Source organism: Pseudomonas sp. GW456-12-1-14-TSB6, from assembly GCF_059424205.1.
On record NZ_JBWKZE010000004.1, the window covers coordinates 1 to 15698 of the forward strand.

General features: G+C 60.5%; 11 protein-coding genes and 1 rRNA gene. 3 read left to right on the top strand and 9 right to left on the bottom strand.

Features of this window, described 5'->3' with window-relative positions; genetic code table 11:
• Window positions 1-75 (top strand): 5S ribosomal RNA (rrf, locus tag AC07Y2_RS04655); the annotation flags it as partial.
• A gap of 73 nt (window positions 76-148) precedes the next feature.
• On the opposite strand, the gene AC07Y2_RS04660 is transcribed toward rrf, so the two are convergent.
• From AC07Y2_RS04660 to AC07Y2_RS04675, 4 genes are all read right to left on the bottom strand, one after another.
• Complete coding sequence (locus AC07Y2_RS04660; protein ID WP_103385525.1) at window positions 149-1327, bottom strand: PepSY-associated TM helix domain-containing protein; 1179 nt, start codon at window positions 1325-1327, stop codon at window positions 149-151.
• A 77-nt stretch (window positions 1328-1404) separates the two neighbouring features.
• Window positions 1405-3906: a TonB-dependent siderophore receptor gene (locus AC07Y2_RS04665; RefSeq protein ID WP_103385526.1), complete on the bottom strand. Its 2502-nt coding sequence runs from the start codon at window positions 3904-3906 to the stop codon at window positions 1405-1407.
• 87 nt (window positions 3907-3993) lie between these two features.
• Window positions 3994-4995: a FecR domain-containing protein gene (locus tag AC07Y2_RS04670; RefSeq protein WP_039773054.1), complete on the bottom strand. Its 1002-nt coding sequence runs from the start codon at window positions 4993-4995 to the stop codon at window positions 3994-3996.
• Complete coding sequence (locus AC07Y2_RS04675) at window positions 4995-5495, bottom strand: sigma-70 family RNA polymerase sigma factor (RefSeq protein ID WP_039773052.1); 501 nt, start codon at window positions 5493-5495, stop codon at window positions 4995-4997. The genes AC07Y2_RS04670 and AC07Y2_RS04675 overlap by 1 nt, the downstream gene beginning before the upstream one ends.
• Window positions 5496-5806: 311 nt before the next feature.
• Here AC07Y2_RS04675 and AC07Y2_RS04680 point away from each other — a divergent pair, with 311 nt between their 5' ends.
• Complete coding sequence (locus AC07Y2_RS04680) at window positions 5807-7687, top strand: methyl-accepting chemotaxis protein (protein WP_011331841.1); 1881 nt, start codon at window positions 5807-5809, stop codon at window positions 7685-7687.
• 59 nt (window positions 7688-7746) lie between these two features.
• Here AC07Y2_RS04680 and AC07Y2_RS04685 read toward each other — a convergent pair whose 3' ends face one another.
• From AC07Y2_RS04685 to AC07Y2_RS04705, 5 genes are all read right to left on the bottom strand, one after another.
• On the bottom strand, window positions 7747-8214 hold the full coding sequence (locus AC07Y2_RS04685; RefSeq protein ID WP_103385527.1) for an SRPBCC family protein: 468 nt from the start codon (window positions 8212-8214) through the stop codon (window positions 7747-7749).
• Between the two features lie 23 nt (window positions 8215-8237).
• Window positions 8238-11627, bottom strand: coding sequence for a non-ribosomal peptide synthetase (locus AC07Y2_RS04690; protein WP_103385528.1), 3390 nt, complete (start codon window positions 11625-11627; stop codon window positions 8238-8240).
• A gap of 13 nt (window positions 11628-11640) precedes the next feature.
• A complete protein-coding gene (locus AC07Y2_RS04695; protein WP_039773046.1) occupies window positions 11641-12570 on the bottom strand; it encodes a diiron oxygenase in 930 nt (309 codons plus the stop codon).
• Complete coding sequence (locus tag AC07Y2_RS04700; RefSeq protein ID WP_039773044.1) at window positions 12567-13340, bottom strand: DUF3050 domain-containing protein; 774 nt, start codon at window positions 13338-13340, stop codon at window positions 12567-12569. Before AC07Y2_RS04700 ends, AC07Y2_RS04695 begins: the two co-directional genes overlap by 4 nt.
• 754 nt (window positions 13341-14094) lie before the next feature.
• Complete coding sequence (locus tag AC07Y2_RS04705; protein WP_039773042.1) at window positions 14095-14805, bottom strand: GntR family transcriptional regulator; 711 nt, start codon at window positions 14803-14805, stop codon at window positions 14095-14097.
• 193 nt (window positions 14806-14998) lie between these two features.
• Between AC07Y2_RS04705 and lapG the strand changes: the two genes are divergently transcribed.
• On the top strand, window positions 14999-15691 hold the full coding sequence (gene lapG, locus AC07Y2_RS04710; RefSeq protein ID WP_007960234.1) for a cysteine protease LapG: 693 nt from the start codon (window positions 14999-15001) through the stop codon (window positions 15689-15691).
• The last annotated feature ends 7 nt before the right edge of the window (window positions 15692-15698 follow it).

A 15698-nucleotide genomic window follows, 5' to 3' on the forward strand; every position in this document is an offset into this window, starting at 1 on the left:
GAACTCAGAAGTGAAACGATGCATCGCCGATGGTAGTGTGGGGTTTCCCCATGTGAGAGTAGGTCATCGTCAAGATTGAATTCCGAAACCCCTGTCTGCTAATGCAGACAGGGGTTTTGTCGTTTCAGAGCCCATAAAAGTCTGATCTTCAAACAGCTCTGCGCGTCTTGCTGCTCCGACGAGCCTGCCATTTGCGCCACCAGATGTAGACGCCAGTCCCCGACAACCCCGCAATCAGAACACCCAATACTGCGATCATCACTTGTCCGGTGAAGCCTATGATCCGCCCCCCATGTATCGGCAACTGCAACCGATAAAACCGCTCTCCCAACGTCCCTTCTCCTGCGATCTCCTCCCCCAATAATCGTCCGTCAGTACCGTGGAAGAATAACCAGGATTTGCCGTGGGCCTCGGTGTCATGCTGTCCAAATCCCGCACCGTAAAAGTTGTATTCAAAGCTGTAATACAACTCGCCGATCGCTGCTGTCAGCCCCAACCTTTTTCCCTCCTGCTGTGCCCTTTCGTACGCCTGTTGATAACTCAATCGGGTGATCCCCAGCTCTTCGGCCGGCATTCGCCCTCGGGCCTCATACACGCTCGGTTCAATCGAAGAAAACAACGACACCACCGGTTTGAAAACCTGGCTCGGCAGGTTCATCGCCACGCTGCTGACGGCTATCGGCAGCAATAACAACCACAGCCACAAGCCCCCTGCCCGATGCAGATCGAAGTTGAGTCGATACGCATGGCCGCCCTTGATCTTCCAGGCGCTCGACCACTTCTTCCAGAACGGTTTCCCCCGCGGCAATGTCAGCCAGAGGGCGATTAAGCAGTCGATCACCCAGGCTATGGCCACCAACCCCATCAGCAGCAAACCCCAGTTACCGGGCAGTGTCAGGTTGTAGTGAAACTCGAGAATGAACGGAACGAAGTTCTCACGCTGGAAACAGCACTCGCCCCAGTAACGCTGACCTTTTTGCTCGCCATTGACAGGGTCGAGGTAGAACACCTGATTGCGTTCTTTAAACGGTTCACCCGTCGCCGGATCATTGCGCGGTACCGCCGCCAGTAATGCCGTGTGGCCTGCCTCGTTCGGGTACTCCATGTACCAGACCTGCAACTTCGGAAGGGCCGATTGCACCGCATCAACCAGCTCACCTGGCGGCAGACGCTCTCCCTCGGCCGACGCCGCGTAAAACTCCGGATTCAACCACTCATCCAGCTCATGGTTGAACGCCAGAATGCTTCCGGTGATCCCGGCCAGGAGCAGAAAAACCGCCGTGGCCAACCCGATATACCGGTGCAACAAAACCAGAAACGAACGCATGGAAACTTCCCCCCACAGATACGACAAAGCCAGCCCCTGAAATCAGGGGCTGGCTTTTTCATGCACAAGACAAAGGCTTAGAACTGGTAACTGACCGTGGCGGCGACGTTGCGCTCTTCGCCCATGTAGCAGAAGTCCAGGCTGGCGCAGGAGGCCACGTAGGATTCGTTGGTCAGATTGTTCGCATTCAGGCGTACGTCGATACCCTTCAGACCGACCTTGCCGAGGTCATAGCCAATCGATGCGTCGAACAATGTGTAGGACGGCACCTTCATGGTGTTCTCTGCATCCGCCCAGCTATAGCCGACATAACGCACACCACCGCCCAGTCGCAGGCCATCAAGCGCCGCGCTGTCGAACTTGTAGTCGGCCCACAAGGACGCCATGTGCCGCGGTGCCTGGGTTGGCGAGTTGCCTTTGTTCTCGATCACATTGGTCGGTGTGCTCAAGGTGCTGGTCATCGACTTCGAGTATTCAATGTCGGTGAAGGTGTAGCTGCCGAGGACTTTCAGGTTGTCGGTCAACTGCATGTGCGCTTCAAGTTCCAGCCCCTGAGAGCGGACAGCGCCTACAGCGCGATAGAAGTTTTCCTGCGGCAGTTTGGTCGCCAGGTTTTCCTGATCGATGCGGAACAACGAGGCGGTGAACAGGTTGTCAGTACCCGGCGGCTGATACTTCAAGCCCATTTCCCACTGCGTTCCATCGGTCGGTGCAAGAGGATTGCCAGCACTGTCCGCGTAGGAATTCGGGTTGAACGACTCGGAATAGCTGACGTACGGCGCGAGGCCGTTATCGAACAGATACAGCGCGCCGGCACGGCCGGTGAGCTTGGTGCGTCGATCATTGATCTCGGTGCCGACCGGACGGCCGGCTTCGGCGATGCGGTTTTCGTCGGAGGTTTCCACCCAGTCCTGACGCAGGCCCAGCGAGAAGCGCCACTTGTCCATCTCGATCAGGTCTTGCAGGTAAACGCCGGTCTGCTCCAGGCGCCGCAGATAGCTCGTCTCGCCGTATGGCGTGATAGCGGAATTGCCATACACCGGGTTGAACGCATTGATAGGCGCCAGGCCGCCACTGCTCCAGTCGACCACGGTTTTGCGCCGCTGGTAATCCGCCCCCATCAGCACTGTGTGCTTGGTCGCGCCGGTGAAGAATTCAGCCTGGAGCATGTTATCGACGATGAACGCATGGAGGCGCTCGTCACCGCCGGTGTAGTAGCGATTCAGTTCGTTGCTGGTCGGCGACGTCCAGCCATAGGCGTACACCTGATCCATGTTCACTTTGGAGTCGAGGTAGCGGAAGTTCTGCCGCGCGGTGAAGACGTCGTTGAAGCGGTGTTCGAACTGGTAACCGAACGACTGCTGATCACGGGAGTAACCGTCAATGCCCGGCTCGCCTTCGAAGAAGTGCGGCGAGATACGATTACCGTTGCGCTGATGAATCGTGCCGTCGGCCGGCACGCCACCGTGATAGCCGCCGTCCGGGTCATGCTGCAGATACGCTTGCAGAGTCAGCGACGTGTCCTCGCTGAAATCGATGCTGACGGTTGGCGCGAGGGCGAAGCGCTTTTCCTTGTTGTGGTCGAATTGCGTGTCGGACTGATCCGTCAATCCGATCAGACGATAGGCGATGCGCTTGTCGTCATCGACCGGTCCGCTGAAGTCAAAACCGACACCACGTTGGCCCTGAGTACCCACGGTGGCTTGTACCTGGTGATAGGCCTCGTACAGCGGCTTCTTGCTGGTCAGCGCCACCAGACCGCCCGGCGAGCTGCGGCCGTAGAGCACCGACGACGGGCCCTTCAGAATATCGACGCGCTCGAGGAAATACGGATCGACCTGCATCGTGCTGTAGGTGCCGCTGTCGCCCATCGACTTGAGGCCGTCGAGGTAGATGTTATCCACCGAACCGTCGTTGAAGCCGCGCATCGCCACATAGTCGTAACGGTGCGTCGCGCCGTAAGGGTTGGTCAGTACGCCGGGGGAGTAACGCATGGCTTGGGACACGGTTTGCGAGCCTTGGTCATCCATTTGCTCACGGGTGACTACTGACACACTTTGCGAGGTTTCCAGCAGCGCGGTACTGGTCTTGGTGGCGATCTGGCTGTGCGTCGCGTTGTAGCCGTCCATGCTGCCCAGCGCGTTGCCGAGGGCGAAGCCTTTGATGTCGGTGGTCGGCAGGGCCAGCGCTTCGGTTCCTGAGACCGAGCGCAACACATAGCTGCTGCCGTCCTGGCTGATCGCTTCCAGGCCCGCGCCGTCGAGCAAATGGCTCAAGGCCTGATCGGTCGAGTACTCGCCCTGCACACCCGGTGACTGCCGGCCCTGGGTTTGCTGCGGCGTCATCGACAACGTGATGCCCGCCTCACGCGCGAACTGGTTGAGCGCATCGCCCAGCGGTCCGGGGGCGATGTTGTAGCGGTGGCTGCTGACCTCGCTGGCATTGGCCGCCATGCTCAGGCTCGGCAGCACGCCAACGCCCAGTGCAGTAGAAAACAGCGCCGCCCGAACGGCGTGGCGCAACACTCCCGATTCGGCAGAGAAATTCAGAGGGTTCTTACAGGTAACGCGCGCAGTCATTGTAGGTTTCCGTAGGCAGTCGCGAAGGCTGAGTTGAAGTGCTTACTGACTAAGCCGGACTTGCCGCGAAAACCCGCCAAAATACTTTCAGGCCACAGACTCCAGCGTCACCCACCAACGGGTGCGGTAGCGCAATTGCACCGGCAGGGTCTGCGGCAGGATCGCCAGCAGCTTGTCGGTGTCCTCAAGACGGAACACGCCGGACAGACGCAAATCCGCAATATCCGACGCACAGCTCAGAAATCCCTGACGATACCGCCCGACTTCGCCGAGGAAGTCGCCCAGCCGCATGTTGCGGGTCACGATCAGCCCGTCGACCCAGGCACCGGCATCCATGTCCAACGGCGGCGCCGGGCGAATTTGATGGTGATCGATCAGATAGCTCTGACCGGCGATGGCCTCCGTCGAGTTGCCAGCGGAGTGAATCGCGACCCGGCCACTGGTGACGCTCAGGCGCGTGCAGTCGTCTTCCTGGCGCAGAATGAATCGCGCCTTGAACGGCTCGTAACTGCCATGACGACTCTGCACCCGCAGCGGTCGGTCAATCGGCGCACCTTCATCGGCACCGCCACAGGTGACGATGATTTCGCCACGGGTCAGCTTGATCAGCCGTTGTTGCGCGGTGTAATCGAGATCCACGCTGCTGGCGGTGTTGAGTTCGATCCGCGTGCCGTCCGGCAACTGGAAGCCACGGCGTTCGCCGGTAGCGGTGGCGTAGTCGGCGCTCCACTGTTGCCAGACGGACGTGTCTTTGGCCAGCCATCCCGCCGAGCCCATCAGCAGCGCGCCGGACAACAGCTTCAATGCCTGACGTCGCCCCAGCCCCTGCGCACTGTTTTCCAGCGTGTTGAATGCCACCTGCGCACCGGGCACGGCGCGCAGATTGTGGGTCAGTTCGGCTTGCAGAGACTGCACCCGTTGCCAGGCCAGTTCGTGATCATGGTGCTCGGCGCGCCATTGTTCGCACTGGCGATTCAGGCGCGGGTTGCCGTTGTTATTACGCAGGCGCAGGAGCCAGTGAATGGCCTGTCGGACGACTTGCTGCGGTGGCTCGGCGCGTCGGCCAAGCGAGAGGTTATCCACCGGCATCAGTTTTCGTACCGCAGCACGTAGCAGTGAAACAGGGCGTCGGCGACGTAGCGTTCTACCGAGCGCAGGGACAGGCCCATCTGCTCGGCGATCTGCTTGTGGGTCAAACCTTCGCACTGAGCCAGCAGAAACGCCTGACGCACTTTCGGCTTCAAGCCTTCAAGCATGCGGGCAATGCCTTCGAGCAGTTCGATCACCAAGGCGCGGGATTCAGCACTCGGGGTTTCGGCTTCAGGTAAATGGGCGATGGTTTCCAGATAGGCGCGTTCAATTTCCTCACGGCGCCAATGGTCGATCACCAAGCCCCGTGCAACCGTGCGCAGAAACGCGCGGGGTGCCTTGAGTTCCAGGCGCTCGGTGCGCTGCAACAGTCGAACGAAGGTGTCCTGGGCCAGATCCGCCGCATCGGCAGCATTGCCCAGCCGAGCGCGCAACCAGCCGTTGAGCCAGCCGTGATGACTCGTGTAAAGCGCCTGTACAGCCAACTCAGGTGAGGACATGAACGCGACAGCCCGAACGTCACAAATGATAATTAGTCGCATTGTCATCAAGGGTTACAGAATTTGCAACCGGCGCTGCAAAACGCTCATCAAAAAAGCAGAGGCGACCGCTCTAATACACCGTCCGGCGGGAATCTGGCAGAAATGCCATCCATTTCCTGCAAAGCCCTAAGTTTTCTCCGAAGCGTGCCGACAGACTGGTGAGACATGCGTGCACCAAAGTAGAGCAGCCGTCAGAACGCTGCCTGCGCTGTACATGGAATGTTGCATCCGGAACGCATCCCCACTTTTCGCATAAGAAGTCCCATGAAATGAATCTCAAGTTCAGCCATAAAATCCTGCTGGCCGCCTCGGGCGTCGTGGTCCTGGCGTTCGCGCTGTTCACTTTGTACAACGACTATCTGCAGCGAAACACCATTCGCCAGAACCTCCAGTCCTCGGTCCAGCAGGCCGGTGACTTGACCGCCAGCAGTGTGCAGAACTGGATGAGCGGGCGGATTCTGGTACTGGAAAACCTCGCGCAGAACGTTGCTCATCAAGGCAAGAATGCAGACTTCCCCGGCCTGGTCGATCAACCGGCCTTCACCTCGAACTTCCAGTTCACCTACGTCGGCCAGGCCAACGGTGTGTTCACCCAGCGCCCTGACGCGAAGATGCCGGACGGTTACGACCCGCGTCAGCGCCCCTGGTACAAGCAGGCCGTGGCCGCTGACCAGACCATGCTGACCCCGCCATACATGGCCGCCGTGGGCGGTCTGGTGGTGACCATCGCCATGCCAGTGAAAAAGAACGGCGAGCTGCTTGGCGTAGTGGGCGGTGACCTGAGCCTGGAAACCCTGGTGAAGATCATCAACTCGGTGGACTTCGGCGGTCTGGGCCACGCGTTCCTGGTCAGCGGTGACGGTCAGGTGATCGTCAGCCCGGACAAAGACCAGGTGATGAAGAACCTCAAGGACATCTACCCGAACGCTGGAGTGCGCATTGAGAAGGGCAACCAGAACGTGGTGCTCAACGGCCAGGAACGCATCCTTTCGTTCACTCCGGTCGCCGGTCTGCCGAATGCCGAGTGGTACATCGGTCTGTCGATCGATCGCGACAAGGCCTACGCCGCACTCAGCCAGTTCCGTACTTCGGCAGTGATCGCGATGTTCGTCGCGGTGGGCGCGATTGCAGTCTTCCTGAGTCTGCTTATCACCGTGCTGATGCGTCCGCTGATCACCATGGGCCGCGCGATGCAGGACATCGCTCAGGGTGAGGGCGACCTGACCCGTCGTCTGGTAGTGGAAAGCAAGGACGAGTTCGGCGAGCTGGGCAGTTCGTTCAACCAGTTCGTGGAGCGGATTCACGCTTCCATTTCCGAAGTGTCTTCCGCGACTCGCCACGTACACGACCTGTCGCAACGGGTGATGGCATCGTCCAACGCCTCGATCATCGGTTCCGACGAACAAAGCGCACGCACCAACAGCGTGGCCGCCGCGATCAATCAACTGGGTGCCGCCACCCAGGAAATCGCCCGTAACGCGGCCGACGCTTCGCAACACGCCAGCGGCGCGAGCGAGCAGGCCGATGACGGTCGTCAGGTGGTCGAGCAGACGATTCAGGCCATGACCGAGCTGTCGCAGAAGATCAGCCTGTCGTGCACCCAGATCGAAACCCTGAACGCGAGCACCGACAACATCGGCCACATTCTCGATGTGATCAAAGGCATCTCCCAGCAGACCAACCTGCTGGCGCTCAACGCGGCCATCGAAGCGGCCCGTGCCGGTGAAGCCGGACGCGGTTTTGCGGTGGTGGCGGACGAAGTGCGTAACCTCGCTCACCGCACCCAGGAGTCGGCGGAAGAGATCCACAAGATGATCACTTCGCTGCAGGTCGGCTCCCGCGAAGCGGTGACCACCATGAACGCCAGTCAGGCGTCCAGCGAGGAGACCGTTGAAGTGGCGAACCAGGCCGGTCTGCGCCTGGTCAGCGTGACCCAGCGCATCGGCGAAATCGACGGCATGAACCAGTCGGTGGCCGCCGCTACCGAGGAACAGACTGCCGTGGTGGAAACCCTCAACGTCGACGTCAACCAGATCAACCTGCTGAACCAGCAGAGCGTGGCCAACCTCAATGAAACGTTGAAGGATTGCGATGCGTTGTCGCAGCAGGCCAACCGTTTGAAACAGCTGGTCGACAGCTTCAAGATCTGATCGTTTGCGGTCAAAAAGCAGCCCGCTGCGGAGTGATCCGCAGCGGGCTTTTTCATGCCTTACACAAACAGCTTCAGTACATTGCCCATCGCATCATCGGCGAACCCCTGCACGAAATCCTTGAACCCCGGCAGCGCCTCGGGGCCGCCGGAAGCGGGTTCGGCAATGATCGTCCAAGTTGCCCGCGACTTGCCCGCGCCCAAAGATTCCACATTCATCGCCGCCCACAGGTTGGCCACGCCCAGGGTGTTGTAGATGGTGGTCCAGGTCATGCTCAGCGCCTGGTCGTCCCGGGAGTTGAGTTGCTCGACCACGATGTTGCCATCCTTGAAGAACTTCTTGCGCAGCGACGACACGCCTTCGCCGGTCATTTCGATATGCGACAGCGCCGGAATGAAACGGTCGAAACCGTCGAATTTACCGACCACCGCCCACACCTGTTTGGCGTCCACCGGCACTTCCACTGAAGACACGACGTGGCAGCCGTGAGGATTCTTGATCAGGGTGTCGGGTTGCAGATTGCTCATGGTGTTGCTCCTTGGTTGATGAGTCAGATGAAGTTGATTTCTTTCAGGTAGTCGCAGCCGCGACGCAGCAGCGCCGGGGATTTTTCCGGGTAGTGCGCGCCCATCTGCTGCACGCCGGCCTGGGCGTTGGCGTGGCCGATCAGGGAGATGTCGCCGATGTCTTCCTCGAAGCCGTTGAGGTAAAAACCGAGCACGCCGAACAGCGCATTGTCGGCATCGACCCGGTCCAGTTGTTGTTGCCAGTCGGCGACGCTGACCAGCGAAAACTCGCTGCCGGTTTCGCGGAACGACGCGACGTAGGCATCCCAGCTCAGAGGCTCCGGGTTGTGCAGGTTGAACACCGCCCGTTCGGCCGAATAACGGCTGGCGTGGAAGGCGATGAAACGGGCAAGAAAGTCCACCGGCATCAGGTCGAAATTCAGCGCGAAGGCCGGCACCTGACCCAGCTGGATCGAGCCCTTGAGCATCAGCATCAAACGGTTCTTGTGCGGCTGGCACACGCCGCTGAGGCTGTTGAAACTGATGTTGCCGGGCCGATACAGATTGACCCGCACCCCACGCTCCCGGGCCCGTTCGAGGATGCGCTCGCCGACCCATTTCGACAGGTTGTAGCCGTTGCGGATGTAGATCGGCGGCGTCGGTGCGGCGGGCAGTTCCAGCACCCGGCCTGCGTCGTCGACGGTGCTGGAGGCCGACAGCGTCGAGACGAAATTGAACACCTTTTTGCTGCGCCCTTCGCACAGCCGCAGCAGTTCGAAAATCGGCTCGACGTTGTCCGCCGCCAGCGACTCGTAGTCGAGTACGTGATTGACGTTGGCAGCGTTGTGCACCAGCGCGCCGAATTCACGATCCAGCCGCTCGAAATCGTCATCGGCCAAGCCCAGTTGCGGCCGGCTGATGTCCGCCGAATAGACCCGCACCCGGCTCAGGTCCAGATGCTCCAGCCGGTTCTCTCGCAGCGCTTGGGCAAAGCGCTGCGCCGCGGTTTGCCCGCCGCCGTCGCGCACCAGGCACGCCACCTCGCTGGCGCCCCATCCCAGCAGCGCCTCGACGATATGCACGCCGACAAAACTGTTGGCGCCGGTGACGATCACCTTGTGCACATCGCCCATGCGGCTGATCGGCAGCGGCTCGATGTCCAGCGCTCGCTCGGCGTCGGCCATCGCCTGGACGCTGAGCACCGCGCTGTCGTCGGTGCCGCGCACCAGCGTGGCGAGCTTGGCGATGGTCGGCAGTTCGATGAAGCGGTTGATCGAAATGCTGCGGCCGAATTCCTCCCGCAGACGCAGGAGCATGCGTGACAGCAGAATCGAGTGACCGCCGAGATTGAAGAAGCTTTCGTCGGTGGAAATGTCGCTGGTCGGCAGCTCCAGCAACTCGCCCCAGATCTCCAACAGCAGCGCTTCTTCGGCGTTGGCCGGCAGGCATTTCGGGCCGCTGTCCTGCACGCTGACCGGCAACTCCAGCAAGGCTTTTCGGTCGACTTTGCCGTTGGCGGCGAACGGCATGTTCGGCAGTTCCGTCCACGCCACCGGTTGCATGTAGTCAGGCAAAAACTGCTGCGCGTGAGCTTTCAACGACTCGCGCGCGGCATCCGATTGCGGCTGGGCAAGGAACGCCAGAATCCGTCGCTGACTGTCGATCACCACGGCGATCTGCCGATACAGCTGACTCTCGCGCAGGCACCGTTCGATCTCTTCCGGCTCGACCCGGAAGCCGCGAATCTTCACCTGATTGTCGCGGCGTCCGCACAGCTCGATGCCATCCTCGCCCCACTTGGCCATGTCGCCGCTGCGGTAGGCGCGCAGACGTTGGCCGTCCGGCAACTCCAAGTCCAGATAGCGCTCCGCCGTCTGCTGTGGATTGTTCAGGTAACCCAGGCATACGCCGGGGCCGACGATGAACAATTCGCCCACCGTTTGCTCCGGCACCGGTTGCAGATCGTCATCGAGGATCAGCACCTGACTGTTGGCAATCGGCCCGCCGAGGGTGCGATTGCTGTCCCCCGGTTGCAGTTGCCGCGCGGTGATCAGCACCGTGGCTTCGGTCGGACCGTAGAGGTTATGCAGCTTGCCCTGGCGCGTCAGTTGCTCGATCACGAACGGCTCGCAGACGTCGCCGCCGGTCATGATCTGCCCGACGTTTTGCAGTTGCTCCAGCGGCAGGATGCTCAACAGCGCCGGCGGCAGGAACGCGTGGGTCAGTTGCCGCCGTCGGATCAGCGCCACCAGTTGCAGCGGATCGCGGCGCTGGTTGTCATCGGGCACCACCAGTTCCGCGCCTTCGAGCATGGTCGGGAAGATGTCGATCAGCGACGAGTCAAAACTCAGCGACGAGAACTGCAGCACCCGGCTCTCGGCCCGCAACTGCACATAGCTGGCGTACCACGCGGTGAAGTGGGCAAGGTTTGCCTGACTCAGCAGCACACCCTTCGGATGCCCGGTGGTGCCTGAGGTGTAGAGCGCCATGCACGGCGCGCCGAGCTCGATCCGGTGACGAACCAACGGTTGCGACAGATCGACGTCAGTGCGGTCGATGCGGCAGACATCCAGCCCCGGCAGCGAACCGCTCAGTGGGTGTTCGCCGTCGTGCAGCAACAGCACCGCCCCGGCGTTTTCCAGAATGTACTGCTGGCGCTGAAGCGGATGGCTCGGCTCCAGCGGCAGGTACACCGCACCGCTGCCGAGAATCGCCAGGATCGAAGCAAACAGCGCATCGCATTTCGGCAGACAAATCCCCACCACCCACGGTTGCTGCTGTGTCTCCAGCATTGTCAGCAACCGTTGCTGGATTGCACGGCTGTGATCATGCAACTGGCGATAGCTGATCGACTGCTCGGCGAGGTGCAGCGCCGGGCGCTCCGCGTGTTCGATCAGACTCTGTTGCAGCCGCTCGATCACCGGGATTTGCGCCTGTTGCAGCAAGGCCGGATGGGCCGTGGCATTGAGGCGATGGATGTAAGCCAGGCTGTCGAGGAACAGCAGGTTTTCCACCAGCTCGAAGTCCGGCGCACGGGCCGCTGTCGCGTGCTGGAAATACTCGGCATCGCGGGAAAAACGGCTGACCAGCAGCGCCACTTCGTCCACCACTTGCGCCAGTGTTCGCTGGCGCAGGGCCTGCCCATTGCCGGACGGTTCGTCGGCGATGGGCACGCGGCTCAGCAGCGTCGAGTTGCAGAGGCATAGCAGATCGAGCACCGGCAATCCGCCGATGCCCGTTGCACCAATGCCCAGGCGCAAGTTCAGCTGCGCTGTCGTGCCGTAATCCTGTGGCGCAAGACTGCCGTCATCGATCACCAGATCCACCGACGGAGCAACCTCCGTCAGCAACGAATGACCGTGTTGTTCCAGCTCCTGCGCCAGGTCGGTCAAGGCCTGGCTGCGGCCCCTCAGGAAAATGTCGAGACGTCTCATGTCAGCCTCCTTGTCAAACCAGGTAGTCGCGCAGGGCGTGCTGCACGCACGGTGTGTCGAGCAGCGAACTGTTGTGGAAAAACCGCACGATGTTGCCCACCAGCGGGTGGTGGCGATTGATCGGGAAGGCCAGCCCGGCCATCTCGTCTTTCAGTGCGCGGCGGGTGGCATCGTTGACCGGCAGGGCGTCGATCAGGCGCAGGTCGAAGGCCTTCTGGATGTCGTTGGTCAGGTAATGGCCGATGAACACCGGCAGGATCTGCGCGATGCAGTCGCGATCCGCATCACTCGCGGTGTGCCAGTAGATGCGCACCATCCGCGCCCAGAAACTCGAGTGCCGGCCCTCGTCGAGCAAGTGGTCGGCCATCAGGCCCTTGATCGACGGCTTGACCGTGTCGTCCCGGGCGAACGCCGCGACATCGCCAGTCACAGTGTTTTCGGCGATGGCCACGCAGATCAGCTCCACGGCGCTGCGCAGGTGTTGCGGGGCCAGTTCGACGGCGGCCGGAATCGCCCGGCTCAGTTCGATTTCATTCGGCAGCTCGATCGGCTCGATGCCGGTCATGGCCACGGTCTGCTGCATGAAATCCATCGCCACCAGCGCGTGGTAATCCTCGTCCACCACCACGGTCATGGCGTCGTAGCGACAGGCGAACGGGAAGGCCACGGCGAAGCGGTTCTTGGCGATGCTGCGGGCGGTCTTGTCGACGATCTCGGTTTCGAAAATCACCACGTCGTTGATGAATTTGTACAGCGTCTGCACCAGGGCGAAATCACGCTGCTGCGGGCATTCGCGCAGGAAGGTTTCGCTGAGCACCAACGGCTGGCGGCTGAGCGGATAGATCAGCCGCGCGTCGTCCTCCAGCACGCGGCGTGGCCGGGTGCGGATGGTCGCGCGGCTTTCCCAGGCGTCGGCGAAAGACTGGTAGTCGGCGGCGTTCATTGGGCCACCTCCGCCAACGGTTCGCGCATGCTCAGGCGCAGGCCGTCCCACAGAGCGATGCGGCTTTCCACGGCGGCGATGGCGCTGGCGTAGACCTCCGCTTCGCGCTGCGGATCGCCGTCCACCAGTCGATCCAGCAGTTGTTCTGCGGCGGGGCCGTGGTCTTCGGAGTCGACTTCGATGTGTCGCTCCAGGTAGTAACGGAAGGTCGGCGCCTGCTCGACGCCGATGCCCCAGGCATCGAGCATGCGCTGGAACATGGTCGGGATCACGCTCTCGCGACCGTGCAGGAAGGCGGCGGCAACGCTGTGACCGGGTGCATGCAGTGCGGTGTGCAAAGTGTCGCGGACGAACCGCGCAGCGGCCGGATCGACCTCGACGCTTTGCAGGGCGACGTCGTAACTCACGCCTTCCTGTTGCAGCGTCACGAAGCGTTCCACGGCTGTCGTGTCCGCACCGACTTCGCGCATGGCATCGAGGTACAGTTCGAAGTGGCTGTAATGCCCGTGTGACAGCCGATCGTCCGATTCTTCCCCGAGCACGATTTCGTTGATCAGTCTTGCTGCGTGCGGATCTCGTGGCGGTAACCACGGCAGGCGAGTGCAAGTCAGTTCCTGCTGCAGGCGTTTGGTCAGCGACATGAAGTCCCAGACAGCAAATACATGGGACTCCATGAACCGGCGCAATGTCGCCAAAGAATCGATCTCGGAGAAGATCGGATGAATGCTGAGTTCGGCTTTCTTCAGTGTAAGTTGCTCTTTAGTTGGCATGGTTGCGAGACTCTGGTTAATAGGGAATAAGGATTGCTCAATTAATCGCTAACAACGTTGAGCAAGTTTCTCCAGGCGAACGACAGCCTCATTCGGTTTCGATGAAAACAGGCAATGTCTGAAGGGCCCGGGACAGCAGCGGACGGATAAACCGCTGCGAACCTGGCCGTAGCGCAAGGTTGTGCCGGGTTGGTGATTTCGGATCCAAACTCGGCGAAGAAAAACTAATACATCGCAAAACAACTTAACAAGTTTATTTTTAATTATTTTTAGTTGGCTGTTTTTGAAGTATGAGTGGGGCTGATAAAACTTATAAGTTAAGTTTTATTTGGGCGTAGTTGCTCCTTTCGGCGTTTAATGGCCAAAATTGAACGACAAGAGTGAATGCCTCACTCGAAGCAACTTTCAAATTAAGTAATCGAATTGATATGAGGGGATGAAGTCGGGCTGTAAGAGCGCCGTTTCTTCCTGTTCCCGTGACAAGGCTCCTTCCGTAGGTTCCTGGTGCGGGGACTGCTGCCGGGGCGGCGCGTCCCCGTTCTATATTGGGTTGGCGATTCAAGGGTGCGCGTAAATCGGCGCCGCGGCTATCGTCGAAAATGACTTCCTTGCGGTGCAAATTCCGGGCTGTTCAAAGCAGAAGGGAGGTTAGAGCGCAGGCGTCGATGTGCCACGGCAAATGACCGTGACGGGTGGGGGGATTTGTAAGCGGGTTATTCGCCGGGTGAGTGGAGGCTCACCCGGGAGGGAGGATTCAGTGCGCCGCTTTGCGGCTTTGGCCGGCGGAGCTGGCGAGGTAACGGGTGATGACCTCGACACCGCGGTTGAGGTGCTGCTCCAGCAGTGTCACGGCGTGCGCGGTGTCACGCTCTTTCACCGCCTGCAACAACGCGCGGTGATCGTCCTGGGAGATTTTGCCCAGGCCCATGGCCTCGAGGTTGAAGCGCAGGAAGCGCTCTTCTTCGTTCAAGCCGTCTTCCACCAGCCGCAACAGTCGGCCATTGGGCGCCTTGCCGTAAAGCGCCATGTGAAACAGACGGTTGAGCCGACCGATTTCGGTGTAGTCGTGTTCGTTTTCCAGTTCTTCGATGAAACCGGCCGCGCGTTCGTGGTCGACCGGGGTCAGCAGCGGGATCGACTGGCGCAGTGCTTCGGACTCCAGCAGAATGCGCAGCTCATAGGTTTCCGTTGCGTCACCCTGGATCAGCGGCGCCACCACGGCGCCCTTGTGGGCAGTGACGTTCAGCAGGCCCTGGGCCTCGAGCTGGCGCAAGGCTTCGCGCACCGGCATGCGGCTGACACCGAACAGGTCGGCCAGATCCTGCTGGCGCACGGCGGTGCCGCAGGGCAGGCGCCCGTCGAGAATGGCGGCGCGCAGGGTTTCTTCGATGACCGAGCGCGCCAGATGCGCGGGAATCGGGCCGTCGACTTTGATGCTGTGGAGTGGCTTGGGCTTTTGGGTCACAACTGCACACCCTATGACTGCGGATTTGGATCCAAAGGACACTAGTGATTGCTCTACAGGTTGTCAAACCGTGTAGAAGAACCCTGTCACATCTGAAGTTTAGCGCGGCAGCGATGATCTCATGGTGCCATTGTTTTTTGCTGGGCTAACCTTCACCATCAAGCGCTTTCCTCTCTGCCCTGGATGCCTTGCATTGGCGGTACGTTTCGCAATCCCACGGATTGCGCGCTGGCTTGCCTGCGCGCTGCTGCTGGCCGGCATCATGCTGGGCGGTCTGCATGCCGATTGGGATTTTTCCGCGATCAGCCGCAAGGCCACGGCACTGTACGGGCCATTGGGCGCCGGGCAACAGCGGATCGATGCCTGGCAGAATCTGCTGGCCACGCAGAAGCAGGTCAGCGAGATGGAAAAGCTCAAAGTGGTGAACCTGTTTTTCAACAAACAGATGCGCTACGTCGAAGACATCGATCTGTGGCACGAGGTCGACTATTGGGAAACCCCCATCGAAGCCTTGTGGAAAGGCGCCGGCGACTGCGAAGACTATGCGATCGCCAAGTATTTCAGCCTGCGCCACCTCGGTGTGGCCAGTGACAAGTTGCGCATCACCTACGTCAAGGCCCTGCGCCAGAACCGCGCGCACATGGTCCTGACTTACTATTCCAGCCCTGACGCCATGCCGCTGGTGCTCGACAGCCTGATCGACCCGATCAAGCCGGCCGCCGAGCGAACCGATTTGCTGCCGGTCTACTCTTTCAATGCCGAAGGGCTGTACCTGCCGGGCGCCAAGGGCAACAAGAAGGTCGGTGACACCAAACGCCTGTCACGCTGGCAGGATGTGTTGAAGAAAATGCAGGCCGAAGGATTTCCGGTCGAGACGACTAACTAGGAGCACG

Bases quoted from the DNA above. Each gene is read 5' to 3' on its own strand.
- AC07Y2_RS04670 (WP_039773054.1), bottom strand. From the start codon at position 4,995: ATGCCGGTGGATAACCTCTCGCTTGGCCGACGCGCCGAGCCACCGCAG.
- AC07Y2_RS04690 (WP_103385528.1), bottom strand. From the start codon at position 11,627: ATGAGACGTCTCGACATTTTCCTGAGGGGCCGCAGCCAGGCCTTGACC.
- AC07Y2_RS04660 (WP_103385525.1), bottom strand. From the start codon at position 1,327: ATGCGTTCGTTTCTGGTTTTGTTGCACCGGTATATCGGGTTGGCCACG.
- AC07Y2_RS04665 (WP_103385526.1), bottom strand. From the start codon at position 3,906: ATGACTGCGCGCGTTACCTGTAAGAACCCTCTGAATTTCTCTGCCGAA.
- AC07Y2_RS04675 (WP_039773052.1), bottom strand. From the start codon at position 5,495: ATGTCCTCACCTGAGTTGGCTGTACAGGCGCTTTACACGAGTCATCAC.
- AC07Y2_RS04700 (WP_039773044.1), bottom strand. From the start codon at position 13,340: ATGCCAACTAAAGAGCAACTTACACTGAAGAAAGCCGAACTCAGCATT.
- AC07Y2_RS04695 (WP_039773046.1), bottom strand. From the start codon at position 12,570: ATGAACGCCGCCGACTACCAGTCTTTCGCCGACGCCTGGGAAAGCCGC.
- AC07Y2_RS04680 (WP_011331841.1), top strand. From the start codon at position 5,807: ATGAATCTCAAGTTCAGCCATAAAATCCTGCTGGCCGCCTCGGGCGTC.
- AC07Y2_RS04685 (WP_103385527.1), bottom strand. From the start codon at position 8,214: ATGAGCAATCTGCAACCCGACACCCTGATCAAGAATCCTCACGGCTGC.